General features: G+C 60.9%; 19 protein-coding genes. 4 read left to right on the top strand and 15 right to left on the bottom strand.

The features are described from left to right. Positions 1–53: 53 nt before the first annotated feature. From RBH20_RS00220 to RBH20_RS00235, 4 genes are all read right to left on the bottom strand, one after another. The gene (locus RBH20_RS00220) at positions 54–1,457 is read right to left on the bottom strand and encodes an acyl-CoA thioesterase/bile acid-CoA:amino acid N-acyltransferase family protein (protein WP_306704312.1); all 1,404 of its coding nucleotides are present in this window, start codon (positions 1,455–1,457) and stop codon (positions 54–56) included. 198 nt (positions 1,458–1,655) lie between these two features. Then, positions 1,656–2,123 (bottom strand): DUF2062 domain-containing protein, encoded by a 468-nt coding sequence (locus tag RBH20_RS00225; RefSeq protein ID WP_306704314.1) that lies wholly within the window; start codon positions 2,121–2,123, stop codon positions 1,656–1,658. A gap of 76 nt (positions 2,124–2,199) precedes the next feature. Continuing rightward, positions 2,200–2,973 carry a CbiX/SirB N-terminal domain-containing protein gene (locus RBH20_RS00230; protein WP_306704316.1) on the bottom strand — a complete coding sequence of 258 codons (774 nt, stop codon included), beginning with the start codon at positions 2,971–2,973 and terminating at the stop codon, positions 2,200–2,202. A 372-nt stretch (positions 2,974–3,345) separates the two neighbouring features. Continuing rightward, positions 3,346–4,386 (bottom strand): zinc-binding dehydrogenase, encoded by a 1,041-nt coding sequence (locus RBH20_RS00235; RefSeq protein ID WP_306704319.1) that lies wholly within the window; start codon positions 4,384–4,386, stop codon positions 3,346–3,348. Between the two features lie 466 nt (positions 4,387–4,852). On the opposite strand from RBH20_RS00235, the gene RBH20_RS00240 reads away from it, so the two are divergent. Next, positions 4,853–5,047 carry a XapX domain-containing protein gene (locus tag RBH20_RS00240; protein ID WP_306704321.1) on the top strand — a complete coding sequence of 65 codons (195 nt, stop codon included), beginning with the start codon at positions 4,853–4,855 and terminating at the stop codon, positions 5,045–5,047. An 81-nt stretch (positions 5,048–5,128) separates the two neighbouring features. Here the strand turns inward: RBH20_RS00240 and RBH20_RS00245 are convergent, their stop codons facing one another. Both RBH20_RS00245 and RBH20_RS00250 read right to left on the bottom strand, forming a co-directional pair. Continuing rightward, entirely contained in the window at positions 5,129–5,857 is a 729-nt protein-coding gene (locus RBH20_RS00245) for a hypothetical protein (RefSeq protein ID WP_306704323.1), read from the bottom strand. A 3-nt stretch (positions 5,858–5,860) separates the two neighbouring features. Beyond that, positions 5,861–9,313 (bottom strand): CehA/McbA family metallohydrolase, encoded by a 3,453-nt coding sequence (locus RBH20_RS00250; RefSeq protein WP_306704325.1) that lies wholly within the window; start codon positions 9,311–9,313, stop codon positions 5,861–5,863. A 364-nt stretch (positions 9,314–9,677) separates the two neighbouring features. On the opposite strand from RBH20_RS00250, the gene RBH20_RS00255 reads away from it, so the two are divergent. Beyond that, positions 9,678–10,604, top strand: coding sequence for a nucleoside hydrolase (locus RBH20_RS00255; RefSeq protein ID WP_306704327.1), 927 nt, complete (start codon positions 9,678–9,680; stop codon positions 10,602–10,604). A gap of 270 nt (positions 10,605–10,874) precedes the next feature. Beyond that, the gene (locus tag RBH20_RS00260; RefSeq protein WP_306704329.1) at positions 10,875–12,563 is read left to right on the top strand and encodes a bifunctional UDP-sugar hydrolase/5'-nucleotidase; all 1,689 of its coding nucleotides are present in this window, start codon (positions 10,875–10,877) and stop codon (positions 12,561–12,563) included. A gap of 175 nt (positions 12,564–12,738) precedes the next feature. Here RBH20_RS00260 and RBH20_RS00265 read toward each other — a convergent pair whose 3' ends face one another. The 8 genes from RBH20_RS00265 to RBH20_RS00300 form a co-directional block, all read right to left on the bottom strand. Beyond that, positions 12,739–13,899, bottom strand: a complete 1,161-nt coding sequence (locus RBH20_RS00265) for an iron transporter (protein WP_306704334.1) — start codon at positions 13,897–13,899, stop codon at positions 12,739–12,741. A 94-nt stretch (positions 13,900–13,993) separates the two neighbouring features. Then, positions 13,994–15,301 (bottom strand): Tat pathway signal protein, encoded by a 1,308-nt coding sequence (locus RBH20_RS00270; RefSeq protein ID WP_306704336.1) that lies wholly within the window; start codon positions 15,299–15,301, stop codon positions 13,994–13,996. A 140-nt stretch (positions 15,302–15,441) separates the two neighbouring features. Continuing rightward, positions 15,442–16,617, bottom strand: a complete 1,176-nt coding sequence (locus tag RBH20_RS00275; protein ID WP_306704338.1) for a mandelate racemase family protein — start codon at positions 16,615–16,617, stop codon at positions 15,442–15,444. A gap of 101 nt (positions 16,618–16,718) precedes the next feature. Beyond that, positions 16,719–17,579, bottom strand: coding sequence for an MBL fold metallo-hydrolase (locus RBH20_RS00280; RefSeq protein WP_306704340.1), 861 nt, complete (start codon positions 17,577–17,579; stop codon positions 16,719–16,721). Positions 17,580–17,623: 44 nt separating this feature from the next. Beyond that, a complete protein-coding gene (gene gfo6 / locus RBH20_RS00285) occupies positions 17,624–18,706 on the bottom strand; it encodes a D-xylose 1-dehydrogenase Gfo6 (protein WP_306704342.1) in 1,083 nt (360 codons plus the stop codon). Positions 18,707–19,429: 723 nt separating this feature from the next. Further along, on the bottom strand, positions 19,430–20,875 hold the full coding sequence (locus RBH20_RS00290) for an aldehyde dehydrogenase family protein (RefSeq protein ID WP_306704345.1): 1,446 nt from the start codon (positions 20,873–20,875) through the stop codon (positions 19,430–19,432). A 724-nt stretch (positions 20,876–21,599) separates the two neighbouring features. Continuing rightward, positions 21,600–21,785 (bottom strand): hypothetical protein, encoded by a 186-nt coding sequence (locus RBH20_RS00295; RefSeq protein WP_306704347.1) that lies wholly within the window; start codon positions 21,783–21,785, stop codon positions 21,600–21,602. A gap of 358 nt (positions 21,786–22,143) precedes the next feature. Then, positions 22,144–23,100 (bottom strand): M48 family metallopeptidase, encoded by a 957-nt coding sequence (locus RBH20_RS00300; protein WP_306704348.1) that lies wholly within the window; start codon positions 23,098–23,100, stop codon positions 22,144–22,146. A gap of 261 nt (positions 23,101–23,361) precedes the next feature. On the opposite strand from RBH20_RS00300, the gene RBH20_RS00305 reads away from it, so the two are divergent. After that, positions 23,362–24,078 (top strand): fumarylacetoacetate hydrolase family protein, encoded by a 717-nt coding sequence (locus RBH20_RS00305; protein WP_306704350.1) that lies wholly within the window; start codon positions 23,362–23,364, stop codon positions 24,076–24,078. 109 nt (positions 24,079–24,187) lie between these two features. Here RBH20_RS00305 and RBH20_RS00310 read toward each other — a convergent pair whose 3' ends face one another. Continuing rightward, complete coding sequence (locus tag RBH20_RS00310) at positions 24,188–25,933, bottom strand: excinuclease ABC subunit C (protein ID WP_306704352.1); 1,746 nt, start codon at positions 25,931–25,933, stop codon at positions 24,188–24,190. Positions 25,934–25,950: the final 17 nt, after the last annotated feature.

A 25,950-nucleotide genomic window follows, 5' to 3' on the forward strand; every position in this document is an offset into this window, starting at 1 on the left:
GCCATCATATGTGAGCGGTCAAGCGCTGTTGGGACGGAAGAAAAGTGGCTACCCTACCCCTCGGTTTTTAACCCACGTTCGAGGTAGTCGAGGCCCGTCGACCAGTGTTTCGCGTTCGCTTCGGCATTCCCGGCTGGCGTTCCACCGTAGACCCAGTTGCCGTACTTCATCGATTGTGTGGTGGGTTTATGTGGCGGTCCGATCGCATGACCCGCATTTTCGAAGGCGAGGTGCTCGTATGGGAAGGACACGTCGCTGTCCTCCAGTCGGCGTATCGCACGTTCACTCAGCGCGGAGGACTGCCAGAGCTGGTCGTCTCTCCCGGACACTAACAGGAGCGGCGCGTCCGTCTGTTCGACCGCAATCGTAGCGTCCCTGATTGCTTCCTCGGACGCTTGGTCGACAGCAGCCTCGTAGAACTTTCGAATGACGACCCCAGACTCGTCACTCGTTGCTGTCTCGGTGGCTCTATCGGGTGCGGGGATGTACGGAACTGGTTCTCCATCGACGCTCCATGTCGATGTCTTGAAGTTTTCACCGACCATCACGAGGCTGCTCGGAGCGAGGGCGACGACTGCACCAACCCAGTCGAACCGCGCGCCCAGCAACAGTGCGGCTTCACCGCCTTTCGAGGTTCCCCACACGCCGACCGGTCCGTCGACGACGTTATCGCGCTGGCGAAGAACCGTGGCAGCGGTATCGAAATACTCCAGTGGAACCCCGGAATACGTCTCTGTCGGCGTGATATCGTCAGTCCCGTACCACTGGAGCGACAGGGTTACGTAGCCGTGTGAGGCGAGCAGCCGGGCCCAGTTTCGTAATGGCATCCCGCCGCTCCCGTGCAGCACCAGCACGCCCGGGTACGGTCCATCGCCAGCTGGTTCGTAGAGGAATCCCTTGCTGTCCGACGTGATACTCGACTCCGTTACCCCCTCGGCTTGCATCCGTCGCTGTAGCTTGTGGACCGTCTCTGTTGTGTCTGTCTCTGCGGTAATACGAACGGTCTTCTCGGCGCTGTCCCATCCCGTCCGGAACTCGCCGTCGGAGCCGTCGGGTTGCATCGACCAGCACCACCCCATCGGATCGACTCCATCGTAGTTCGCATCTTTTGGGGCCTGTTTGGATAGATCGACCACACCCTGCCCGTTGGCTTCGACCAGCATTTCGGAGGACCATTCGATTCCTTCTCCATCCTCCATCGTCGCGCGGACTGTCACCTCGCTCCCGGGCTCGGCACCGGTCACCCTGATCGACACCGATTCGTCTCGCAAATACTCGCCCGGGGCGTCGATGGAAAGGGGTGACTCCACTCCCTGTGACGTCGATGTGGCTGTCTGCTCGGGTTCGGTGCCAGATGGTGAGTCGCTACTGGATCCGAAGCTACAACCCGCTATTCCTGCTGTTCCAATGCTGAGTGTCGTCAGAACCTGCCGTCGGCTCAATTCGACGTCCTGCATCGTTCGCCCGGCGTATTATCAGTATAAATATGAAAAGGTGGCGATACTATATCCCCGAAGGCGGCCCTACCCTTCCAGATAAGGGATACATATGTCGTAGTTTCGACAGGACTCTCCCAGTAAGCGGCTGTCACGTTCGCCGGCCATCGCTGCCGCTGGCAACCACTTCACTTACCGTCGCATTCGTACCCGGCTAGTTCAACTGACCGCGGCCGATCCGGCCTGCCGTCGCCTGTACTCGTTGATCAACCGGAACGCGAGCACGTACCCGACGGCGGCGAACACGACGGCCAGAATGACGTTTCCTGTCCACAGTCGGACCAGCACGTCGCTCCCCATTGAGACAGAGACGCCGTCAAACGACAGGCCGGGTACCGGCCCCAGAATCTGGTTGCCGAGCCAGAAGCTCGACGCGTACACGCCCCACTTGACCGGCGGATTGAGTATCAGGACAGACGCAAACAGCGCGACCTTGCTGAGCTGTTTGAACAGGTACGCGAGGACGAGGAAGGCGAGAAAGCCGGTGCCAAGCGTCGGCAGTGCGGTGAGGAACACGCCGACGCTGAAGCTCACCGCAACCTCTCGCGGTGAGTGGTCTTCTATCAACGCAGCCACTAGCTTCTCTTTGACCTGGTCCCGCGTCTGCGCTACTCGTCGGCGAAGCATCTACGTGCCAGAACGTACCGTGGGTACAAATCGCTTCCTCTCGTCCGGTGCCCCTGGTCCTGTCGCTGCGACAGTCCTAATCGCCCTCGCCGTCGGTTGCCATCGGCCGGTTTGTCGCGGCCAGCGTCGCCTCGAAGGTCTGTGGTGTGCTCGTGTCGGCCATCGTCCGCGCTGTCTCGACGGCGGTCGCGACGGCCTCAGTGACGAGCGGGTGGTCATCTAGCGTGTCAGTGTAGGCGAGCCCGCCCCTATCGAGGTCGAGTTTGGCGGGGATCTGCGACTCGGTCGCGTCGGTTGGCGCAAGAAAGAGCGGCACGGCGACGGCGTGGTCGTGGGCGAGGTTGTACCTGACACATTCGACAGCGGGGTTCTGGAGCAGATAGCACGGTTCCACCTCGCCGAAGGCTGAGCGCTCGCGCAGGCGCTCGGCGTGGTACTCCGTCACCTGACGCTGATACGGCTTGCCGCTGGAGCCGAAGGCGACGAGCGCGACGGAGGAATCGGGGGCCTCCGGGACTGCCGCGGCGGCACGGTCACGGATCGCTTCGGTCAGTAGCGGGCTGCGACCGACTGGTTCACAGTAGTGTGTTTCGGCGTCAATTTCGTCGAGTGCCGCCGGCACGTCAGTCACCGTGGTGTGGTCGTGCGCGACGGTCATCGGCAGCGCGAATACGCGGTCGGCGTCGATGGCTACCAGTTCGTCGCGTAACTCCCGACGAGGTTCGTGGTCGTAGGTCAGCACCGTTACGTCGGTTGCTACGCCGCGCTCGCGCAGACGGCGAGCGTGTGTTTCGTAGGGCGTAGCGCGTGACGTGTCCCGACCGATGAGCAGGAGTGTGTCGTGTGGCATTGGTAGCTCCCAACGCTAAAACAACTCAACTTGTTTTAGCGAAAGTTGGCTTGCCTGAACGTTGGCAGGAACCCACTAATACCTTTGGGTACCCCGTCGTATCGGCTATCGACGACCGTCTGTTCAGCACACTGAAAAGCGGATCATACCGACGCTTGGCTGCAATCCCGGTCGCCTCGCGCCGGTCGATGCGTGTCGGCCTCGGGGCGGCCACTTGCGGCGGGTTCGCTCTAATTATTCCCGGCGTTGCCCTGACCGACGCAGCTGTGATGCACATTCTCGGATCAATGCTGCGGTAGTACTCGATTCTCTTTGAACAGTTCGCGACAGCCCACTTTCGAGTGGAGTAACGACAAAAACGAGAGGGCGGATCTACAGTTCGCTGTCGGGAACGACCACGACCTTCCCGAAGCCCTCGCGGTCCTCGATTATTTCGTGTGCCCGGGCGATCTCGCTCATCGGCAGCGTCTCGCGGACTCGCGGCTCCATCTCACCCTGCCAGACCAGATCCAGCACTTCGTCAGCCTGCCCCGGGGTGGCCATCGTCGAGCCGATGACCTGCAACTGGTTCCAGAAGATGCGGTTGATGTCCGTCTCCGGGTTGCCGCCGGTCGTCGCCCCGCAGGTGACGACCCGGCCGCCCTTGACGAGGCTCTTGAGCGAGTCCTGCCAGGTCTGTGCGCCGATGTGGTCGACGACCATGTCGACGCCGCGGCCGTCAGTCAGGTCCCGGATCTCGCCCGCGAAGTCCGTCTCCTCGTAGTTGATCGTGTGGTCCGCACCCAGTTCCTCCGCGTAGTCGAGCTTTTCTTGGCTGCTGGCGGTGGCGAACACCTCAGCGCCGGCGTGGTCGGCGATCTGGACGGCGGCGTGGCCTACACCACCGGATGCCCCGAGGACGAGGACGGACTCGCCGGCCTTCAGGTCGCCACGGTCGCGCAGCATCCGCCAGGCGGTCTGGAACACCAGCGGCGACGCGGCGGCTGTCTCCCAGTCGACGCCCTCCGGGACCGGTGTGAGGTTCTCCGCCGGCACGGCGGCGTACTCGCTGTGGACGCCCCGGACGTGTTCGCCGATGATGTGGTAGTCCGGCGCGAGTGTCGGGTCGCCCTTTCGACTGAACTCGTCGCCACCGCCGCTTTTACCGGCGAGGACGGCCACCCGGTCGCCCGGTTCGAACCGCGAGACACCGTCGCCGACCTCGTCGACAACACCCGCGGCGTCACTACCCGGAATGTGTGGCATATCGAGGTCGATGCCGGGGAGCCCGCGCCGCGTCCAGATATCGAGGTGATTTAGCGCGGCCGCCTTTACGTCGATGACCACCTCGTCGCGGTCCGGTTCGGGATCGGGAAACTCGCCATACTCGAGTACATCACGGTCGCCGTGACTGTCGAACTGAACGGCTTGCATCGTTATCACTTCCCGTGGCTTGGTTATAAACGCCAGCCTCCCGGACTATACTGGTCATGATTGCACCACTGTGCCTACTTACTCTGTGTATGGCTGTTCTGTACCATCGCTACTCACAGACAACCTATCCTCATAATATGCGGAATATTTCTATTCACCGCGACTAAGATGCCACCCGTACTTTATGTGTCGAGATGCCCGGAATATGATTTGAGAATAGAGAAAATACATCTAAAAGAGCGGAGAAATCGTCCATCTGGCTGTACTTTCCGAAATTACAGAACTACATTTGGGTGTTGTGTGTTACTATTCACCATTGCTGGCTTGATGAGGAGCATACTTACCGCTTGAATCCGTTCTCTATGCCACCAATGGCACACACTTCAAACACACCCATCGGCCGCTCTCAGGTCGCTCCGACACGCGACTGCGTGGGTCCTCGCTGTAGGGCAGTGGTGACCGACCGATGAATCTCTCACTCGTTATCGTCGCGACGATGACCGGCGTCGCTACCGGCGTCGTGTTCGGACTGCTGGATGTTCCCATTCCGGCCCCGCCGAATCTCGCCGGTGTCATGGGAATCCTCGGAATTCTCGTCGGCTATCGACTCATCAAGTACTTCGATGTCGGCGTCAATCTGCTGTCGTTGCTGAAAGTCTGAGCAACTATACGGATTTTTTGAACCGAATCATACTACCCCGCTCCCAGAACGGTGGTGACGGCAGTGACTACACTGTTGCCGTCAGTGGTCCGCGTGCTCGGTCCCGTTGTGCTGGTGAGTGTTTTCGTTCCCGCTGTGGTCGGTTCCAGCGTGGTCGTGGTCGCGAGTGCGGCGGCCGTGGTACGTGTCGAGCGTCCGTTCGAGCAGTTCGGTCCGTGTTTCGTGGCCCTCGGCGACCGGTTCGACCCACCGCGATTCGGTTCGCCAGTAGCCCATCACGTCGCCGGATGGCTCGATTACCTCCGCATCGAGGCCATCGACTCCCCAGTCGTCCGTGTACGCCTGAATGAACGAGACGACGACCGTCTCGATGCCGGCCGCGAGTTCGTGGCTGCGCGTGCTCTTGGTGACGTAGGTCAGCCTGATTCGGCTATCTTCGACGGCGAGGGAATCGATATCGACGAACCACTCGCGCAGGTGGGATTCGAACGCGGCGAGTTCGGTGTCGTCAGCACTGTCGCCTTTGCCGTCGCTACCTGCGTGTTCGTCGTCGTGGCTGTGCCCATCGCCGTGATCGTGACTGCCGTCTGTATGCGTGTGGCCGTTCGCCTCGTCGTGGTGTGCCCCATCGCCTGCCTGTGCGGGCGTTTCACTTGCCCCGGATGTCGCTGCCGAGCCGCCAGCTCCGGTGTCGACGGGCTGTCCGTTCTGTGTGCCGCCGAGGCTGCTACAGCCGGCGCTGGTCACCGCAGCCAGCGCGAGGGTTCCGAGGAACCCACGTCGACTCCGTCGCTGGCTGGTGTCCCGCATGGCTCAGGTCCCCCGCCGCGTTGCGAGCAGCGCTGCACCGATGAGTGCAAGCAGCGTGACAACGGCAGTGAACCCGGGTCCGGACGCGGCGGTCGTCTCCGATTCCGCGGTTGCAGTGTCATCGGCCATCGTTCCCGCCGACTCGTCCTCGGTGTCTGGCGTGGCGGTCGCCGTGGCACCGCCGGACTCGCCGTTGCCGTCAGTCCCGGATTCGGCTTGCTGGCCGGCCGAAATCCAGACCGGGCTGGTCAGCGCTCGGTCGCCGTCTTCGTCGACGACGCGGAAGGCGACCCAGGCGTTCCCGTCGATGTCAACGTCGGTGCTCATGGTGTCGTTCGTGCCGTCGAGCGTGACGTTCGAGACGGTCGTGCCGTTCCGGATGACCTCGGCGTAGGCCAACTCATCGAGGTTCCGGACCGTTGCGGACGCTTCCACGGACGACCCGGCGGTCGTGTTCACGGTCTCGCCGGGCATCCTGTCGTCGACAGTAAACTCTACGGCCGGGCCGTACGTCGCGTACGTGTGCCCGTCTTTCACTGACTGGGCCCACTTGTCGGGTGTGACGGTCCCCTCGACATATGCTCGGGTGCGGGCGCTCCCATATTTCGCCGGGAAGCACTGCGAACAGTGGTCGTCGCTGACCCCGGTCGCCGTGATATCGTAGCCGTTGTTCCAGAGGGTAAACAGCCCCTGCACGCTCGCGGCGTCGGACTCGCCGTACGGGCCGTTGTACGCCTCGATGGCGTCGACCATCGGGAGGTACTCCTCGTGCTGTCCGGGCGCGCTGTCGAGGCTGACGAAGCGGTCACCCGGATGGTTGATCTGGAACACCGTCGCGTTGTGTCGGCTGCGGGACTCCTCGATGAACTCCACAAGGGTCCCGTCAGAATCGATCATCTCCTCGCCGTGCAGCGGATAGGGGTTGAAGTGCCCGAGGTCGCCCGTGGTGATCTCCTCACTCCGGACGAACATGATCTCGCGCTCCTGTGCCTGTGACTGCATCGCCCCCCAGCCGCCGATGGCGTTGTGGTCAGAGATGAACACCGCGTCGACGCCTGCCGATTTCTGGATGGCGACGAAGTTGTCAATGGGCGTCTTGCCGTCGAAGCTGACGCTACTGTGGGCGTGTGGGTCGATGCCGACCCAGTTGCGTTCGCTGGGGTCCAGTTCCTCGGTGAACGTCGCGTTGACGCTGACTGCCTCGCCGGGCGTCACCGAGATGTTCTTCTCGACTGGTTCGGCGATGTAGCCCGTCCCGTGGTTGAACACCAGCGTGTAGTTGCCGGGCGGGAGCTGGAACGAGGCCGTGCCGGCCGGCGTCGTTTCGGTGTAGACGGTCTGGACCGCGGTGCCGCCGTCGAGCACCGTAATCCGGGCATCGGCGGGACTGACCTCGCCCTCGTCGTCTATTGTTGCACTGACGTTGACGGGGGCCGGCCCCTCCAGCGAGTCGAAATCGGCGGTGGCCGTTTCGCCGCTGCTGACGGTGACGGATTTAGGATCTGATGCCGCAAACCCACTGGCATCGGCCGTCAGCGTGTACTCGCCGGCGGGGAGTTCGAGTTCGTACGTTCCGGTCTCCGATCCGACGGTGTAGGTGAACGCACGGTCGCCCTTCGAGGCGGTGACTGTGGCCTGTGACACGGACTCGTTGTCCGTGCTTTCGATGCTGCCGGTCACCGTCCCCGTCTCGGTTCCTTGTTGCTTGTTGTAGTACTCGCTGGTTCCGCTACTTGCGCCGTCCTCGCCGACGAAGAGGGCGAACTCCGCTGACCGCGTTTCGCCGGAATCGAGACGGTGTTCGAGCCACGGGTCAATCCAGGTCGTGGAACCCGTGTACGAGGTAAAGGAGCCGTTTCCGCCCCAGACGCCGTAGCTCACGCGGTCACCGGTGAGCGCGGCCCAGGGCTGGTCGAGTGTGTCGGCACTCACCGGCGGCGAGCGCGTCTCCTCGACCGTCCCCGAACCGGGGAGCCAGGTCGACTGCCCCTCGGAACTCAGTGCGGCCCCGCTCTGGAGGCGCTCGGAGTCATTGACCGGGAGGCGCTGGTCGCCCCCGTTCTCCATCGTGGTGTTAATCCAGATGTGGCTGGAGTTGGCCGGAAGCGTGTACGTCGTCGTAATCGAGACGTTCGGATTCGTACTGACGTGGCCGGTCGCGGTGACGACTGCCGCGCCGTTTGGCCCGGTGGCGTTCTGGCGCTCGAAGGATTCGTAGTCCGGCCACGTCCCGAAGTTGTTGAACGCGAACTCGGCGACGCCGATCTGGTCGGTCGTCAGCCCGTACGCGTTGGCGTCGTAGATACCGCCCGGCAGCGTGCCGAAGGGTCCGTTCGTCTCGGTGCCGATGGCGGCGGCGACTTCGCTGTTTTTCAGGACGATCGTCTCGTTCGCCGGCGTCTCGCCGCCCTTGATTCGCTCGCCGGTGACGGCGACCGGCTTCTCCGGTCGCTCGACGTGCCCCGACGAGGCCAGCCACTTCACCGTCCGGAAGAGGAACGGCCGTGTATCGGTCTGCTGGTGTTCGGCCTGCCACTCGTCGGTGAGATACGTCGTGACCGACTTCTGGCTGCCGAAGGCGACGACGCGGCCGTTGTTACCGATGTCCCACGTCGCGGCCGCACCGACGATGCGCTCGCCACGGGGGTACTCTTTCTCTGTCGTGGAGTAGGTGTACTCGTAGGTATCGCTGTCACCGTACAGCAACGGGGCCTGCGTCCCGTTTTCCGTATCGGTCACGTTGAGACTGACGCCGTCGTACTCCACGGTATCGACGTTGTTCATTATGGGATGCTGGCCCGTGTTGTGCAGAACAACTCGCCACTCGTAGTCCTCGACTGTCTTATTGGTCGGATCCTGAATGTTCCGGAGCCACTTGTCGCTCTCGCCGTTGAAGTGGAGCCCGTACGGGTCGGTAATGTCGTTGAGCTTGCCGGCGTGGCCCTGCAGTGGTGAGGTCCATTCACCGACGACGAACAGGCTGCCGCCGTTTCTGACGTATTCGTCGATTGCCTCCTGTTCGGCCTCGCTATAGGCCGTCTGGGGGACGGGAATGATGACTACGTCGTAGTCCGACAGCCCGTTCGCGGCCGAACTGTTCCACGAAGTTAGCCCGCCTGACGTCGACCGTTTCGTGTCGACGTCGTATCCGCGTTCGCTGAGTCGGTTTGCGAACTTCGTGAACGTCGAGCCTTGATGACTCCCGTCGATCAACACATCGACCCCGGCACCGCTGTTGTTGAGATCGACTGAATTATCAGGAACTGGACAACTACTGTCAAGCTGACAGGTCGCCCCACCGGCTGCGGCCGTCTGTGTTGCTGTCTGGCTATTCGCCGTTACCAACTCGTTTTGTTCGCTCGGTGCAGCAGCGGCACTTCCGATGAAGCCGGTGCTGACAACCGACAAAACGAGTAGTACGCTGAGTAGTACTGGCCGTATGTGATTTCTGTCCATCACTTCCTATACGGTATTGTGACTATATAGTTAAAATTTATGATAGACGCACTGTTTCCGGATACTGACCGTTCTCTGTAACGAACGACCGATTTCATCTCGGCTCTGCAAACCGTCGCCCGGACTTCGACACTGAGAAGAACCTACTCTTAACTGTCCCCTGCTATCACACCGCTTGGCCAGTATAAGACGGCGTTGACTGACACACCTGATCTGTCGGCCACACATTCCGACACACCGATTGTGGTAGCGACGACAGCCCAACAGATTCCCACAGAATACTGCGGTCTGTCTATAGCGGTGCTTCCGTGTCACGACCGGCACGTACCAGCCTTTAAGACCCGACCGGCGGAATTTCGGAGGTATGTCACGCAAAGTCTTCTTCGATACGGACCCTGGTTGCGACGACGCGGTCATGCTGGCGATGGCGCTCGGTCACGATGCAATCGATGTTGTCGGTCTTTCGACTGTCTGTGGGAACACGACTATCGAGAACACGACGCGAAACGCCCACGCGATACTGGATATCGGGGGCTACGACGTTCCGGTATCCCGTGGCTGTGGCCGCCCGCTCGTCGACGAACTCACGACCGCAGAGTGGATTCACGGTGAGAACGGGCTCCACGGCGATATCCCCGACTCCGACGGCGACACACGGGACATTCACGGGGCCGACGCAATCGTCGAAGCCGCCCACGAGTACGGGGACGAACTGACGATTGCGGCCGTCGGTCCGCTTCCGAATCTGGCACTCGCACTGGCAAAGGAACCCCAGTTACCCGATCTCGTCGAGGATATCTATCTCATGGGTGGGGCGGCGATGACGACAGGGAACGTCACGCCGATGGCCGAGGCCAACTTCCACAACGACCCTGCGGCGGCCAGCCGCGTCCTGCAGGACGCCAACACGCGGATGGTTGGCTTGGATGTGACCAACCGCGCCACCGTCGCCCCCGAGTTCATTGAGGAATTCCGTACGGCCGGTGGCGTTCGCGGGACCATCGCCGAGTGGCTCGACTACCGGCCCGACTCCGGAACCTACCCGCTGGCCGATGCGCCGGCCATCCACGACGCCGCTGTCGTCGCCGACATCATCGACAACTCGGTGCTCACCTTCGAGGAGTACTACCTTGAGGTGGACACGACCGGCGGACCCTGCCACGGAGCCGTCATCTGCGACGAGCACGGCACGACCGACAACGACCCTAACAGTCGTGTCGCTGTTGACATCGCTGTGGACCGTTATCGCGAGGTTTTCGAAACGGGGATTCAGGCCTACGCAACGCAGTAACAGCCGCTTTCTGTGTCGGTTTTGCTGGTATAAATTCCTCTTAGAGCGATACAAGACTACATCGAAACCAGACCACAGAAACACAGGCGACTGACCCGTTGCATCACGCGTATTCGGCCCTCTACTGTGCCGTTGCCGACTGGGCGAAATATGGCACAACTTCTGTGGCTTATTTTGCGCCAGAGTCCCGCACCAGCGTCTGTGTCGATCGATTGTCGGACTCTTATCGAGATCGATCCCGGCAAACATTTTATATAAAAGTTCAATCTAATGGATACTGTGGCACGAAGCAACAAAGACGACGTAGAAACACCTTCAGCGGACCGAACGGAGAACGATACGAAGAACAGACCCGTCGACCGGCGGAAGTTCCTCTCGGCTACTGCTGCACTCGGCGCTGTGGGTCTCGCTGGTTGTTCTTCCAGTACCGAGGACGGGACCGAGCAGACCGACGAAGAATCCGAAGACGCTCAGGAGACCGCGACTTCATCTGGAACTGCCGAGACCGAATCTGAACCTGCAACGGGCGAGGTGACGCTCGTCCACGACACCCACGTACACGGTAGCTACGGCGACCTCGAAGAGGCGGCGAACATCGCCACCTACTTCGATCTGATGAATCAGATTGCGGACAATAACGAACACTCGATAAAGGTTGGATCCGGGGACGACCTGGCCACCTCCATTCTCTCCGCACAGTTCGACGGGAAACACATTGTCGACGCGTTCAACGAGGGTGGGCTGGAATTCGACACGTTCGGAAACCACGACTTTGACAGAGGGCCGGCTGTTTTGCGGGACCGTATTATCGACAGCGAGTTCCAGTGGGTAAGCGCGAACGCCCGCAACACACAGACTGGCGACGTGTTCGGTGCTGAACAGGGGGCGAGCCAGTACGAACTCGTCGAGGCCGGCGACGTGACCGTCGGTATCACGGGAATCATCAACGTCGAAGCGCCGACGATCACCACCATGGGCGAGACTACTGAGGTCCCGGGCCTTGAGGAACCCGTCGACGAGGTCGTGACCGAAATGCGGGACGACGGTGCCGACCTCGTCGTCGTGCTGTCCCACGTGGCGAGCCCGGCCGCTGTCGAGCTTGCAGAGTCTGTCGACGGGATCGACGCTATCGTCGGCGATCACGCCGCGACGTTCTCAGAGGAGCCCCAAGTCGTGAACAACACGGTGCTTTCGTTCGTTGGCGACGAGTACGACTATCTTGGCGAACTGACGCTCACTGTCGAAGACGGGGAGCGGACCGACCACAGCCTGACGGTGTACGACACCGCTGCTGCGGTTGAGGAGGACCGTGTCGAACCGCATCCAGACGTGCTCGAAGTCGCCCAGAACTACGAAAGCCAGCTCAGTGACGAACTCGATGTCGTCATCGGGGAGACAACCGTTCCGCTCGATGCCCGCGAGGACACTGTCCGTTCCGAGGAATCGAACTTCGGGAATTACATTGCCGATGCGCTCCGCAGCCACGGCAATGCGGACATCGCAATCCAGAACGGTGGCGGCATCCGGACTGACGAACTCTACCCCGAAGGAGACATCACGAGACGGATGGTCTACAGCGTTCTCCCGTTCGGAAACAACCAGGTGACCATCGAGGTTACCGGTGACACGCTGGTCGAGGCGCTGGAACTCAGTTCGACCGGCGGGGGCGGATTCCTGCAAGTGAGCGGTATGCGATACACCTACGACCCGGACAAATCGCAGGGCGACCGCGTCACTGAGGTAACGGTCGGCGGCGAGCCACTCGACACCGAAGCAACCTACACCGTCGCAACAAACGGCTTCACCGCCACCGGCGGCGACGGCTACACGATGTTCCAGGACGCTCCACGCATTATCGACGCAAACGAGGGCGAGCTGCTGTCGGTCATTCTTGAGGACGCAATCAAGGAGGACGGGACGATTTCGCCGTCGGTCGAAGGCCGCATCACGACAGCGTAACAGACAGATATGGACTCACTCGGGCCAACCGGTACTGTCTCGGCGCTAGCAGACGCTTTTCTGGTCTGACGCTCCGTCTCGGTGTTTCATCTCGCTCGTAGCTGGCGGGACACGGCCAAGCCACACCTCACGTGAGAAATATTGTCTCTTCGCTGTGTCTCCGAACGGCCCCTGACTACTGTTCTCCGAATGTGAGTGTCATGTGGTCGAACTCCAGAAACGCAGTCTGGTAGCCGCGGTGCCGCGCGATCTGCGGCGGGGCTCCGACTTCCAGCGTCACCTCGTCACCCATCGCGATAGCAGGGAACGGGGCACCGTAATGGTACCCCAGTTCGGGGTGAATGGCTGCCTTCAGTGGCTTGCGGACCTCTTCACCGGCGCTGGAAACAGTTGCTCGGAGGCCCATGAACGGGAGTGGATACTGGTTGTACGGTGTTCGAGCGGACACCGCGAGATACGGGCCAGAGCTGTCAATTCCTGCCGGAGCATTTCGAAGAACTTGGACCACAAATTTCGCGGCCCCACTCTCAACGATACCGCCGTGTTCTCCTGGTAGCGCCCTCGCATCCGGCAGCGATCCGTTGGGTTTCATGTTCGTTTCCATCGGTTCGAGCGCCCCCGCCTGTCCCGCCTCGTCGACGAACCGCTCGCGAATGTTGTTCGTGATGTCGGTTCTGAACAGCAGGTCGAACTCGGCGTCCACCGAGTCGGTGAACCGCCCGCGATACTCGCCTAGCTGCCGCGCCGAAACCGGGTCAAACGAGAGTTGCACCGTGTACTCACCCTCGTCCGGAAACGCGATGTTGTCTCCAAAGTGTGGGCCCATCTGCTGGGACAGCATCGGCCACAGCGACTTCTCGGCCACACTGTCGCCGCTCGCGGCGTCTCGAACCTCGACTGGCGGGCTACCCAGTGGGATACGCTGGTTGTACTCCGGGTCCCACACGGTTGCCATAAGATGCAGACCCTGCCCATTGTTGATCCGTACGTAACTCTTCTCTTGGCCAGCTAATACCCAGAAGTCGTGAAGCAGTGTATAGGACATCGCCACCATGTACGGCCCTACCTCGGTCATACCGACCATCCGCATTCCGTCCTGATGTGCCGGGATGTGTACCAATGGACGTTCCTGCGCAGTAGCTGTCGGGAGTTCATTCTCCCGCCCCGCGTCGGTTCCCTCGGGCGTTGCTTCGGCCCCGCCAGGTGCAGCCCCGGATGGAGTCTCAGTCTCGCTCGTGGCGTCATCCCCCGTTGCACAGCCGGCGACACTCATCCCAAGTGCTACCCCGCTCGTAGCGATGAACTCACGGCGCGTAGGGTCTCTCCCGGGCCACATGGTTGTATGGTGATTACTCTCTCGGAAAGGATATAAAACCTTGTCAGGGACACACTATCGCCGTCGCTCGGGAGAACTGTGGGGTCCGGTCGGGTCACGACGGACGGGGGAACGAGCGCTTCGAGCGGGGCGGGAGCAAGTAGTTCCCGCGTCGAACTGTGGTAATGTACTGCAGTATCCCGTTGTTGTTTTTCGTCCCGACGCCGCCGACATTCGCAACATCGGTGCCGTTCATGGCGGTCCGGGTCTGAATAAAGTCCGCGATGCTCTCCTGGAGACTGAGGAAGTGGACACCGGTCCGGCCATCGTCTACCGTCGCGAAGTCGCGTCGGAGGAGCCGTGGGTCGCCGTCCTCGTCTCGCGCACGTGCGAGCTTCTGGGCGTGCCCGACCACGCCTTCCTCAAATGCGTCGTCACTGACTCGGTCACCGACGCCAGTCTCCGAGACGAGCGACGAATCACCGAGGTTGTCGCCGACACCCTCGACCAGATCCTCCGCCGCGTGCGTCGCCGAGAACATCTTTGTGACGCGCTGTTTCCGGGAGTCCTGGTTGTACCACTGGTCCAGTTCTGTGCGTAGCAGTGAGAGGTGTTGCGTGGTGCCGCCCGCGAACGGACCCTCGGTGATCGTTACGCTGTCTTCTGTTGCCTGATTCTCTACAAACCCCGATTTGAAACCCATGAACAGCGGTGCATCTTCGGGGACCGCTCCGTCCGGAACGCCGTCCACGTCGTCGTGTTCCGCCGGGAGCCCCGGACCGATAAATCCCGTCCGCCGGTCGACCAACTCGACTATCCCATCTATGGTTTCGGTGACTTCGCTCCCGTTTGCCGTTTCCAACTCACCGAATAGCGCTTGCTTGGCCTCGAGCACCGCCGAAGCACGGTCGCTTGCTAGATGCACGAGGAGATCCGGAGTATCGAACGACGGGTCCTCGAAAGGGGCTAGTGCCGCCGGCCGGGGCAGGTCAACCGACTCCGAAAGCGGTTCGTCGTATCGGTCGAAGTATGCTGGAGAGTAGCCGACAGTAAACAGCAGCCCGTCGGAGGCCCACCGATACGTCTCCTCTAGCTCGCCAAACGCGTTCGCAGCCTGCTTCCGGTCTACGTCGTCGACCGGTCCATCGCCAACATAGTTAGCCAGTAGCAACACGTGATGCCGAGCGAGCACCGGGTTCCCATGCTCATCGGTTCGAGAGAACTCGTTCCATGCGTGCTGTCGATTCGGTAGTTCAGCCGCCGATTCGGTGCCGTCTGGCCGGTCGGTATTACGGTTGGCCTCCCCCGTCTCCGTTGGCTGGCTCTCTAGATTGAGGCAGGCTGCGAGCCCTGCCGACCCTCCGACCGCGACGGCTGCGCGGAGCGCTTCCCGGCGGGTCAGGGTCCTGTCTCCGTCCGTCATCAACTACTGTCCGTTCGGACGAGTTCGGCATAAATATTTGCCTGACATCCAACAGGACGACGTTTGGCGGCCTGTCCTCGCTGGCGACGAGGCGCTTCCGCTACTGAGCGATGCAAACAGACGGGATGCGTTATGTGCCGCTATTCGTAGACGTGGACGCTTCCGGTCGTGTTGTTCTCGATGTAGTCCCAGTCGTACTCCACACCCAGACCGGGGCCGTCAGGGACACTGACCGTTCCGTCGTCGTCGACAGCATCCATTAGGTCGGAGTAGCCGCCCTCGTACACCGGCGGCTGAGTGTTCTGGCAGTCCGGGTGGACAAGCGCCATCTCGTAGTAGTTGGAGTTGCGGCAGGCGGCGATGCAATGGCGCTGGGCGGGACCAGGCGCATGGAACTCCACGTCCAGTCCGAACGCTTCGGCCATGCGGGCCACCTTGATCGCGCCGGTGATGCCCGCGTCGTATTCGGGGTCGGCCCGGAGGAAGTCAGTCGCCTCGCTGGCGGCGAAGTCGGATTTGATCTCCAGTCCGCGGATGTGTTCCGTCTGGAGAATCGGGGTGTCGAGTTTCTGTGCCAGCTTCTTGTGGGCGTGCTGTGAGATACCGCCGTCGCGGAACGGGTCCTCGTACCAGAAGAAGTCCTGTTCATCGAGCGCCCGGCCAAGTTCCAGCGCGTCGGCGAACGTCTCCAGTTCGCAGGCCGGGTCGTGCATCAGGTCCATCTCGTCGCCGACGGCTTCGCCGACGGCGTGGACCGCCTCGACTTCGCGGTCGAGACTTCGGGCGTCGTCGCCGCCACCCCAGCCGTGAATCTTGAAGCCGCCGAAGCCTTCCTCGCGGCACTCCTCGGCGAAGTCGGCGAAGGCTTCCGGTGAGTCCAGCCCGCCCGCGTCGTCGCCGTGGTACGTCGACGCGTAGGTGGGAATACGCTCACGGTAGGTCCCCAGCAGTTCGTGAATCGGGGCGTCGTAGTACTTCCCGGCGAAGTCCCACAGCGCGATATCCATCGGGCCGATGCCCATCCGATCGTATTTTCGGAGCGCGCGCTTGCATTCGGACCAGTGTTTCTCGCGTTTCAGCGGGTCCTTGCCGATGAGGTACTGGGCGGTGATGTTGTACTGGGCGGCTGCCGGCGAGTTACCGCCGACGTACTCGCCGGTGATTCCCTCGTCAGTATGAATCTGGATGCCGAATAGTTTCCGTGTGGTTGTTTCGCCCGGCGCATAGACCAGATTGAAGCCGTGCTTGTCGGTCCCCACGTCTTCGAGGGGGTACTCGAACTCTCGACTTTCGATCTTCGTTATCGTTGGCGACATTTGCCGGACATACTGTGGTGGGGGTATTAAAGCTACCCCGCGACAAACCCGAGGCCCTGTTTGAGTGACCGACACAGCAGCGACCGGACCTACGGTCTCACTCAGTCCAGCGCGTCAATACGACGAATACCGGGCTCACCCAGCCGAACCGAACAGCCGATATACAGCGGTTCGATGACTCGGGGATAGTCGAACGACACCGCGTGTTCGTGGAGTACCTTCGGGTCGCCGGCTTCGCCCTGCCACATATCGTGATGTGAGGGGAGCAACCGGGATAGCTGGAGCTGATTTGCGGCCTCGATAATCTCGTTTTCGTCCATATACCACTTCGTTCTGACACCGGAGTCGGGCTCGGGCTCGTAGATGGAGCCCACAGTGCCAAACGCCAGCGCGCCCACATCGATATCGAACTGCTCGCCCACGTCGGAAAACTCCTCTGCGGGTCGGCTATCACCGGCGTGGAAGAACGTCCCGGCGTCGTGCTCGATGACGTACCCCACCGGTTCGATGGCGTCAGGATCGTTCGTCCCAGTAACGTGCACGGTGAAATCACCGACAGCAAACTCATCACTGACGGCGATTTCGTTGCGCTGCTCGTCGGGCACCTGCAGCTCACCGTCATAGTCCGGAGAGTCATACGATGCCGACGGCGCATACAGGTCCGCGCCGAGATCCTCGACCAGTGGGCCGTACGACGGCGGGTGCATGTGGTCGATGTGTTCGTGTGTGACGAGTGTGGCATCACACTGTGTCGCGTCGTCGGGGTCCATCGGCACCGGAATCATGCGGATGAGGTTCGGTGGGTCGCCAGTCCCGAAGTAGGGGTCGATGTACAGCGTCGTCGACTGCGAGCGGAGTACGAAACCGTTACAGCCGAGATACCAGATCACGACGCCGTCACCGGGGTCTGTCGCTTCTATTTCGTCGCGGACAAACCAGTCGTCCCACGTTGACTGAACCATGCGCTGAACTACACTTGGCCGGGTCAAAAAATCTCGCACCGCGTTCAATCGAGCGTGACCGTCGACTCCGTTTCCGAGGCCTCGTAGACGGCCTTGATCGTGTTGATGTCGACGAGGCCGTGTTCCCCGTCGGCGTAGGGCTCAGTGTCGGTCAGCAGACAGTGAGAGAAGTACTCGAACTCCTCTTCCATCTGGTCGATCTGTTCGAAGTCGATGTCGACTGTCGTTCCCTCGTGGGAAAGCTGGAGCGCACGGTCGTCCCAGGGGTAGAAGGCCGGTTCGACGCGGACCTTGCCTTCGGTTCCGAGTACGGAGATGTGGCTGTCGAGATGGGCGTTCTGGCTGGCGGTACACACCGCGTACACGTGGCCGGGGAAATCTAGCTGGAACGCCCCGTGTTCGTCGGGCACGTCCGCAAACTCCTCTTGCACCGATGCGACGGTTCCCCGGACGGCCACGGGGTCGGCATCCAGCAGGAATCGGCTCGTGTTCAGCGGATAGATGCCGATATCCATGACGGCACACCCACCGGACAGCTCCCCGTCCAGCCGCCACTGGTCGGGGTCGGGGACGAGTTCGAGAATGGGTTCGGTCATGTTGCCGTGGACGAACAGCGGCTCGCCGATGTAGCCCTCGTCGATGAGGTCCTTCGCCCGCCGGACGGCTGGCTCGGTGTGCATCCGATAGGCGATCATCAATGTCGCGTCGTGTTCCTCACAGACCTCGACCATTCGCTCGGCGCGCTCGATGGTGGCCTCCATCGGTTTCTCACAGAGGATCGCCTTGTCCAGTTCTGCTGCCGTCTCGACGTACGGGAGGTGGAGCGCGTTCGGGGTGACGATGTAGACGGCGTCGTACGCGTCGCTTGCGGCCCCGTCGTGGAACTCCTCGTACGTAATCGCGTGTTCGACTGTCTCCGAATTAGCTGCCACGTCCGCCGCTTTCTCGCGGTCGCTGCTGACCAGCACAGTCGTTTCACAGAGCTCCGCCGCGTCGACGGCGGGCATCGCCTGTTCGGTGGTCCACCAGCCGACGCCGATCATCGCGAACCGAACTGGGTCGTCGGTCGCTGTCTGTTCTTGCCAGTCTCGACGGTCGAATCCTCCCGTGAGCGCGTCAACGTTCATACCATTGTGGTCAATTGGCTGGATATTATCTTTTGTGTTGGCACGCCCGTGTCAGCCTGCACTGTCCCAGTGTAGCGAATGATAGTTCATATCAGACGTAAAGATATCCCGAAAGAAGATATAGTCGTTTGCTATAGTGGAACAAGCTACTATTCTCAGCCGCAGAACTTCGACACCAACCGGTCGATAATTCGCGGGGAAAATGCTGTTTCACTGGCTGTCTGTGGCCTGTCTTCGTCCCCGCTTTCCGGTTTCGGTATCGAGAATAACGACAGTACAACCGTTATGGAAGCCGTTCCACCATTATGAATGGACGACCGTGAGCGGAGCACCACGGTTCGTTTGATAGGGGCTGTTTGAAACTCCATCTCATTCGACGCGTTCTCTGTGGACAGAACAAATGCTATAGCCGACGACGAAGTGGCGCTGTGCCCAACCGAATACTGGTCTCGTTTCTCGCCATACTCAGGTGGGTCCAGCCAGTGGCATTAACGGCAGCGAACCTCCCTGGCTGCCGGCGCGCTACTACCGAGAGTGGAGCGTCTGTATGGGACAGACAGCGCCGATGCTGGGACCGGTCCACCACCGCTGGTCGGTTGGGCTACGACCATGACTTTGCACGCTCTTGTGGTTGACAAGAGCAATGGAAAATAGCGATTAGTACCATATAAAAACTATGTGACAAAAATACCACTTCGCAGTTAGCGGTGGTGGCCGCCTCGATTAGCTGTTGCGGTACACCGTCTTGATGTAGCTGAAGAACTCCAGTCCGGCATCACCCTGCTCGCGGTAGGTGTTCGTCGAGGAGCGCTTGAGACCGCCGAAGGGAACGTGCAGTTCCAGCCCGGTCGTCTTCTCGTTGACCTTGACCACGCCGGACTCGGACTGCTCGATGAATTCGTTTTCCTCCTCAATTCGGTCGGTTACGATGCTGGCCGAGAGGCCGTAGTCGATGTCGTTGGCGACCTCAACACCTTCGTCGAAGTCGGAGACAGACATGACGGCGAGCACTGGCCCGAACACCTCTTCCTGTGCGATGCGCATATCGGGCTCGACGTCGGAGAAGACGGCTGGCGAGATGAAGTTCCCGGCGTCGTACTCGCCACCGGTGAGTTCCTCGCCGCCCGTTTCGAGGGTCGCCCCTTCCGACTGTGCGATGTCGATGTACTCTAGGCTCCCCGCGAGCTCGTCTTCGCTGACGTGGGGACCCATGCCGGCCCGGTCGAGGCCATCCCCGATTTCGAGGGACTCGGCGTAATCGACGATGGCGTCAAGGAACTCGTTGTACACGTCCTCATGGACGATAGCCCGGGAGGTCGCCGTACAGGCCTGGCCTGTTCCGCCGAAGGCGCCGGCTCCGACGATGTCAGCCGCTTTGTCCACGTCGGCGCTCGGCATGACGACCGTCGGGTTCTTCCCGCCCATCTCCGCCTGTGCGCGCTTTCCGTGGCTCGTTGCCTGTTCATAGACGTGCTCGCCGACCGAAGCACTGCCCGTGAACGACACCACGTCGACATCGTCGTGGGTAGTCAACCGCTCGCCGACCTCGCTCCCGGGGCCACACACCAGATTGATAGCGCCGTCCGGAATCCCGGCCTCGTCTAACGCCTCAACGATCATCGCGCCGACGGTCGGTGCCTGCATCGCGGGCTTGATGACGACAGTGTTGCCGACCGCAAGTGCCGGCGCGATCTTCCAGGCCGGGATTGCGATGGGGTAGTTCCATGGCGTGATGAGCGCCGCGACGCCCATCGGCTCTTTCTTCGTCTGCAGCCCGGCGCGACCGCCGCTGGGCTGTTTGACGGTGCCCCCGAAGTCGCGAGCCTTCTCCGCATAGTAATAGAAGATATCAATCGCACGCTGTACCTCGCCTTCGGCTTCGCCGAGCGGTTTCCCCTCTTCGCGGGTCAGCGTCTCCGCAAGTTTGTCTTTCCGGGACTTCAGGATTTCACCGGTCTCACGCAGGATCGCACCGCGCTCTGGGCCGGGCATCCCGTCCCACTCGTCTGTTGCTGCTGCCGCGGCCGCAACCGCTTCGTCCGCGTCCGCCGCCGAGGCCACCGGAACCGTGCTGACGACGTCAGTCTCGTCTGCTGGATTCGTGACCTCCTGTGTCTCTCCGCTTCCGGTCCACTCACCGCCGATATAGTTCTCGTACGTCTGCGTCATACGTTTGATTCATCTCATTCCCAATACTTACGCGTTTCCCATCCTTCGCTGTGCCGCGTCGTTCGACGGTATGGAACGACAGCTGATGCCGGTGTGTCACTGTGGTAATATGCATGACAAGCACCGTAGCCAGTATAACCGGCGTCGCCGGTCCAATCCCGGACCCGATGACTGATTTACAGCGGAACCGCAAACGCCCAGAAATAGCTATCGCTGTCAAAACAGCAAACAACACAGGATCTGTGTGTTGGCAGATCTGTCACATGGGTAGTGGCTGCTTTGTGATTCCTGTGACACTGGAAATACTGTTCTCTCTGTGATGCTCGAATTCTGTTGCTGTGATACTATCGTTGATCGATTATCTGACTTCTCCTAGTATATAAATCTATTTCATAGTATAACATGTGTATGCGTGTTATCGGTCTGCTGTTGACAGTCGTACCGCTGGAGTGGTCGTCGTGAGAAACTCTCTATAATTTGATATAGCGATATTGGGTTTATACCGGCAAAACACACCGTTCAGTGAACCTCAGTCAACGCGCTATAATCCGGCCATTTCTCCCGAACTCGGCTAAACAGACTACTCTAACGACACCATTTGACTATCCTATTTTAGATTTCGAAAATATAATACCAAAATGGCGCATACGGTATCAAAATCACGTAAAAACACATACACCTGGATATTTTGGTACTGTATGTCGGCCCGGATATCTTCCCGGAATTAAACACGGGCCTGCTCGTTGTCCACCCTTTCGAGAAGCGCACCAACAAGTTCGCTCTTCCGGTGTGAGACCAGCAGATGGCAGTAAATATCGTCTTCACTGTCCGCGCCACAGTTACACAACGGGCATCCGTATGTGTGGCTCTTTGCCGCCTCGGTCGCTCGCTCCGGGATGCTAGCTTGCATACGCGGGTGTTGTTCCGTGCTGAACATAGCAGTTTCTAGGACCGCTATGTCACTCTCATTGTGTATATAGAGTCCTTCTCTAAGAACTCCATCGGAACCAACACTATCCGGTAACACACCTCACCTCTGGTCCAGCGCCGCGACAAGTCTCACAGTCCGTGCACCTCTCTTGCGCACCGAACGGGACTTCCGCTAGTCATACAGCCCACCGAAGCCAACGTACTGTGAGCAGTACCTGCTGCGAAAATGACTGCATTCTTAGCTATATTCCCATTATATGTTCGCCGAATGGAATATATATGGCTGAATAGTCTAGTTTGAATATATACGCCCTCTCGGATGTCGCTCAACGGCGCGGCTACCAACGGCTGCTCGATAGTTCGCTCGCCCTCGTAACATTACCATGCTGCGCTCGCTCCCGTAATCGTCGTATTCGTTCGTCTGTCGGTGGATGCGTCGATAGGAGGCGCGAAAGCTTGCTATCCGCTTCACTGTGAACGTATAACTGTCGCAAGAGACCGGGTTCCGGCTTCGACGCCTGCTCGATTTTTGCGAGGGCCCGGGCAAGTCCAACAGGATTCCCTGTTATCTCGACCGCGCGGCCGTCGGCTGCCAACTCGCGACGTCTGGAGTAGCCGAGTATCAGCAGCGTTACGGCGAATCCGAGACCGGAAACGACCTGCAGCGAGTACCGTTGTGCCCGGCCAAGCCAGGATCGCGACCACGACGACGGGTCGCCGCGCAGTAATGCGAATGAACGGGCGATACCACCGGTTAGCACCACGATGGGGAACAACATGAGGCCGATGAGTCCGATAAGCGTCTGGACGAGACTATATCCGACAGTCTGAACGAGCGCATCGCGGGTCTCAAGATGCGCGAGTTCGTGTGCGAGAAGTCCCTCGAATTCTTCTGTGGACAACAGCCGGAACAGCCGCCTGTCGACAACGATAGTGCCAGTGCCGCCGCCGATGGCGAACGCGTTCGGGACCGGCAGCTCTGCCAGCAGTAGCGTCGGTGTCTCGACATCCATCTGATCGACAAGCGTGTCAAGCCGGCGGTAGATCTCTGACGCACGCGTTCGCGAGAGTTCGACCGCATCGAGGGAGCGCTTGAGCCGCGCCGTTGCAGCCCAGTAGTTCACAACGCCGAGCGCAATCGCCGTCCCGAGAGCGACTAGAGCGGCTATCAGTGGTGATGGACGGCTGTCCCACACTGGCAGAAGCAGCAGATACCCGACGTATGCCGCCACGAGATAGACCAGCAGCGAAAACAGTCCGACGACGGCCATGAGTAGCCGTCGGGTCACAGCCATGTTCGCCGGTACGCCGTTGTGGGAAAAAACCGCTTCGGTGGTGCCACCACCGATCGGTCCTTCGAATGCTTCGATGCCAGCTTCGCAATCATCGGGCTATTTGATATAGCGACATTAGATTTACCTCATCTACGGAAAACAGGTCGCTACTTTGCTGTATCGGCGATAAAACAGCGTCTCAGGGCTTGAAATGGTGATTGGAGTCGGTGGCGCACACGGTAGCCGACACGCCTTTTTCCACCGCCACACAGACTACTCAGTATGCGACTCGCACGACTTCTGACCGAGGATGGACCGGTCACCGGCGAATACGCCGACGGTGTCGTCCACGCTGACGATGGCCAGTACACGGTCGGCCGCGATGGACGACTGCTCCCGCCGTGTGAACCAACCGCGCTGTACTGCGTCGGCCGGAACTACGCCGCCACCAATGATCAGATGGATTACGACCCCCCCGAGGAGCCGGACTTCTTCATCAAGCCTCCGACGGCGCTACTCGCCCACGAGCAGGAGATCTCCTACCCGCCGTTCACCGATGAGCTGACCTATGCCGGTGAATTAGCTGCAGTCATCGGCAAGCGGTGTCACGATATCGATCCGGCTGACGTTCCCGACGCGGTCAGGGGATACACGATCCTGAACGATGTCGATGCGCTGGACCAGCAGGGTCGAACCGCCCGAAAGGCCTTCGATGGTTCCGGGCCGCTGGGGCCGTGGATCGAGACTGACGTTGATCCAACCAGCATCGATATGTACACGGACATCAACGATGAGCGCCGGCAGTCTGCCAACACCAGCGAGATGCTGTTCGGTCCCCACGAAGTTGTCGCGTACCTCTCGGAGCGGTTCACGTTCCGGCCCGGCGACGTCGTCGCGTTCGGCAGCCCGGCCAACCCAGGCACGGTCGCGCCCGGCGACACAATCGAGATAACCTATGAGGGCGTCGGGACGCTCCGCAACTCGGTTGCCGAACCGTAACGTTATTCGACCGTTGAAATCGTAGTGTAGCGGCTTTTTGCGACACCTATACGGCAGAGTAGTAGATCTGACCACTCGGTATTGATAAACGACCATCTGCTATACGAAATTACTGTAGCCGGGTCCGAATCGTCTCCGCAGTTTGCTCGCCAATACCGTCGATAGCCGTCAGCTCTTCGTCGGAGGCCGCTCTGACGCTGTCTACGCTACCGAAGCGTCGGAGCAGCCGCTTCCGCGTCTCGGGGCCGATGCCGGGCACGTCGTCAAGCGTTGTCGACACCTCGTCACGTAGTGTTTGGTGGTACTGGACGGCAAAGCGGTGCGCTTCGTCACGAACCCGCTGGAGCAGGTGGAGTTGCGGGGCGTCGTCATCCCAGTCGTACACGCGGTCGGGCGTGATGACCAGTTCCTCGTCTTTCGCGAGCGCGATGGCTGGCACGTCCCAGCCGGTCTCGGCGAGCGCGTCGCGAGCCGCCCCGAGCTGGCCGTCGCCGCCGTCGATGAGTAGCAGGTCTGGGTCTGGCCGGTCGTCCCGGCCCTCGACGGAGCGTGCGGCCCGCCAGCGGAGGAGTTCGCGCATGTTCGCGTAGTCGTCGTTCTGTTCAGTGAGCTTCTTCCGCCGATAGTCGCTCTTCTCTGGCGTCTCGTCGACGAACGTGACGTTCGAGCCGACGGCCGACCGGCCCTGCGCATGGCTCACGTCGAAGCCCTCGATACGGCTCGGCCGGTCGATGCCTAGCGCGTCGGCCAGACGACCGCTCTCGTCGTCGGTCCCACCGCGCTGGCGGGCGTTTTTCAGTGCAAGGTCGACCAGCGTCGCCTCTCGGCCGGCCCCGGGCACACCGAGCGTGACGCCCTCGCTCTCAAGCCATGCTTCGATATCTTGGTTAGCGGGGTCCTCGGCACAGAGAATCCGGTCGGGTAGCTCCCGCTCGGCGTAGTACTGGGGGATGAACGCCCGATACACGCCGGCGGTCCCTTCGCCGTCCGGTGCTTCGAGTGTATGTCGGTCCCGCTCGACGAGCTTGCCGCCCTCGGCGTGGAGCCGAGCGACGATGGCCCGCTCGCCCTCGACGGCGGCCCCGAGCACGTCTGTTGTTTGGTATCCCCTGGAGTCACTGACGGCGGTGTCGCCTTCGCCGTGGAGCGCCTCGACAGCCCCGAGCTTGTCACGGAGGTTCGCTGCGCGTTCGAACTCCTGGTTCTGTGCGGCGGCTTCCATCTCGCGGCGTAGCGGGTCCGCAAGAACGCCCGTTTCACCCTCGAAGTATCGCGTGACCGCTTCGACGTCCTCGGCGTAGTCGGCTTCGCCGATTTCGCCGGTACAGGGCGCGGTACAGATGCCCATCTCGTAGTCCAGACAGGGCCGGTCCCGGTTGCTGTACTTGTGGTCGGAACAGCCCCGCAGGCCGTACGCCTCCCGCAGTGCCTTCACCACTGTCTCCACCCGACCCTTTTCGGTGAACGGTCCGTAGACGGTCGCGCCGTCCGCGGGATCACGCGTCACCTCGATTCGCGGGACAGGATGGTCGGTCAACTGGACCAGCGGGTAGGACTTGTCGTCTTTCAGCCGGACGTTGTACGGCGGCCGGTGGCGCTTGATGAGGTTCGCTTCGAGCAACAGTGCCTGTGTCTCGGTATCGGTGACGGCAAAGTCGATGGTCTCGGCTCGCTCGACCATCTTGGCGATGCGCTCGCTCCGCGGGTCGGCGTAGGAGCGCACGCGGTCGCGGAGGTCGACGGCCTTCCCGACGTAGAGGACCCGGCGTGTGTCGTCCCGGCCCTGTTCGAACAGGTACACGCCGGGCTCCCGTGGCAACGACCCCGCGCGCTCTCGAACCTCGTCGGCGTCCATTACTCTGGGGTTAGCGC

Source organism: Haloarcula sp. H-GB4 (assembly GCF_030848575.1).
Lineage (GTDB): Archaea > Halobacteriota > Halobacteria > Halobacteriales > Haloarculaceae > Haloarcula.

Excerpts from the sequence above, each read along its gene's own strand:
- RBH20_RS00220 (WP_306704312.1), bottom strand. The coding sequence starts at position 1,457 with ATGCAGGACGTCGAATTGAGCCGACGGCAGGTTCTGACGACACTCAGC.
- RBH20_RS00225 (WP_306704314.1), bottom strand. The coding sequence starts at position 2,123 with ATGCTTCGCCGACGAGTAGCGCAGACGCGGGACCAGGTCAAAGAGAAG.
- RBH20_RS00230 (WP_306704316.1), bottom strand. The coding sequence starts at position 2,973 with ATGCCACACGACACACTCCTGCTCATCGGTCGGGACACGTCACGCGCT.
- RBH20_RS00235 (WP_306704319.1), bottom strand. The coding sequence starts at position 4,386 with ATGCAAGCCGTTCAGTTCGACAGTCACGGCGACCGTGATGTACTCGAG.
- RBH20_RS00240 (WP_306704321.1), top strand. The coding sequence starts at position 4,853 with ATGAATCTCTCACTCGTTATCGTCGCGACGATGACCGGCGTCGCTACC.
- RBH20_RS00245 (WP_306704323.1), bottom strand. The coding sequence starts at position 5,857 with ATGCGGGACACCAGCCAGCGACGGAGTCGACGTGGGTTCCTCGGAACC.
- RBH20_RS00250 (WP_306704325.1), bottom strand. The coding sequence starts at position 9,313 with ATGGACAGAAATCACATACGGCCAGTACTACTCAGCGTACTACTCGTT.
- RBH20_RS00255 (WP_306704327.1), top strand. The coding sequence starts at position 9,678 with ATGTCACGCAAAGTCTTCTTCGATACGGACCCTGGTTGCGACGACGCG.
- RBH20_RS00260 (WP_306704329.1), top strand. The coding sequence starts at position 10,875 with ATGGATACTGTGGCACGAAGCAACAAAGACGACGTAGAAACACCTTCA.
- RBH20_RS00265 (WP_306704334.1), bottom strand. The coding sequence starts at position 13,899 with ATGTGGCCCGGGAGAGACCCTACGCGCCGTGAGTTCATCGCTACGAGC.
- RBH20_RS00270 (WP_306704336.1), bottom strand. The coding sequence starts at position 15,301 with ATGACGGACGGAGACAGGACCCTGACCCGCCGGGAAGCGCTCCGCGCA.
- RBH20_RS00275 (WP_306704338.1), bottom strand. The coding sequence starts at position 16,617 with ATGTCGCCAACGATAACGAAGATCGAAAGTCGAGAGTTCGAGTACCCC.
- RBH20_RS00280 (WP_306704340.1), bottom strand. The coding sequence starts at position 17,579 with ATGGTTCAGTCAACGTGGGACGACTGGTTTGTCCGCGACGAAATAGAA.
- gfo6 (WP_306704342.1), bottom strand. The coding sequence starts at position 18,706 with ATGAACGTTGACGCGCTCACGGGAGGATTCGACCGTCGAGACTGGCAA.
- RBH20_RS00290 (WP_306704345.1), bottom strand. The coding sequence starts at position 20,875 with ATGACGCAGACGTACGAGAACTATATCGGCGGTGAGTGGACCGGAAGC.
- RBH20_RS00295 (WP_306704347.1), bottom strand. The coding sequence starts at position 21,785 with ATGCAAGCTAGCATCCCGGAGCGAGCGACCGAGGCGGCAAAGAGCCAC.
- RBH20_RS00300 (WP_306704348.1), bottom strand. The coding sequence starts at position 23,100 with ATGGCTGTGACCCGACGGCTACTCATGGCCGTCGTCGGACTGTTTTCG.
- RBH20_RS00305 (WP_306704350.1), top strand. The coding sequence starts at position 23,362 with ATGCGACTCGCACGACTTCTGACCGAGGATGGACCGGTCACCGGCGAA.
- RBH20_RS00310 (WP_306704352.1), bottom strand. The coding sequence starts at position 25,933 with ATGGACGCCGACGAGGTTCGAGAGCGCGCGGGGTCGTTGCCACGGGAG.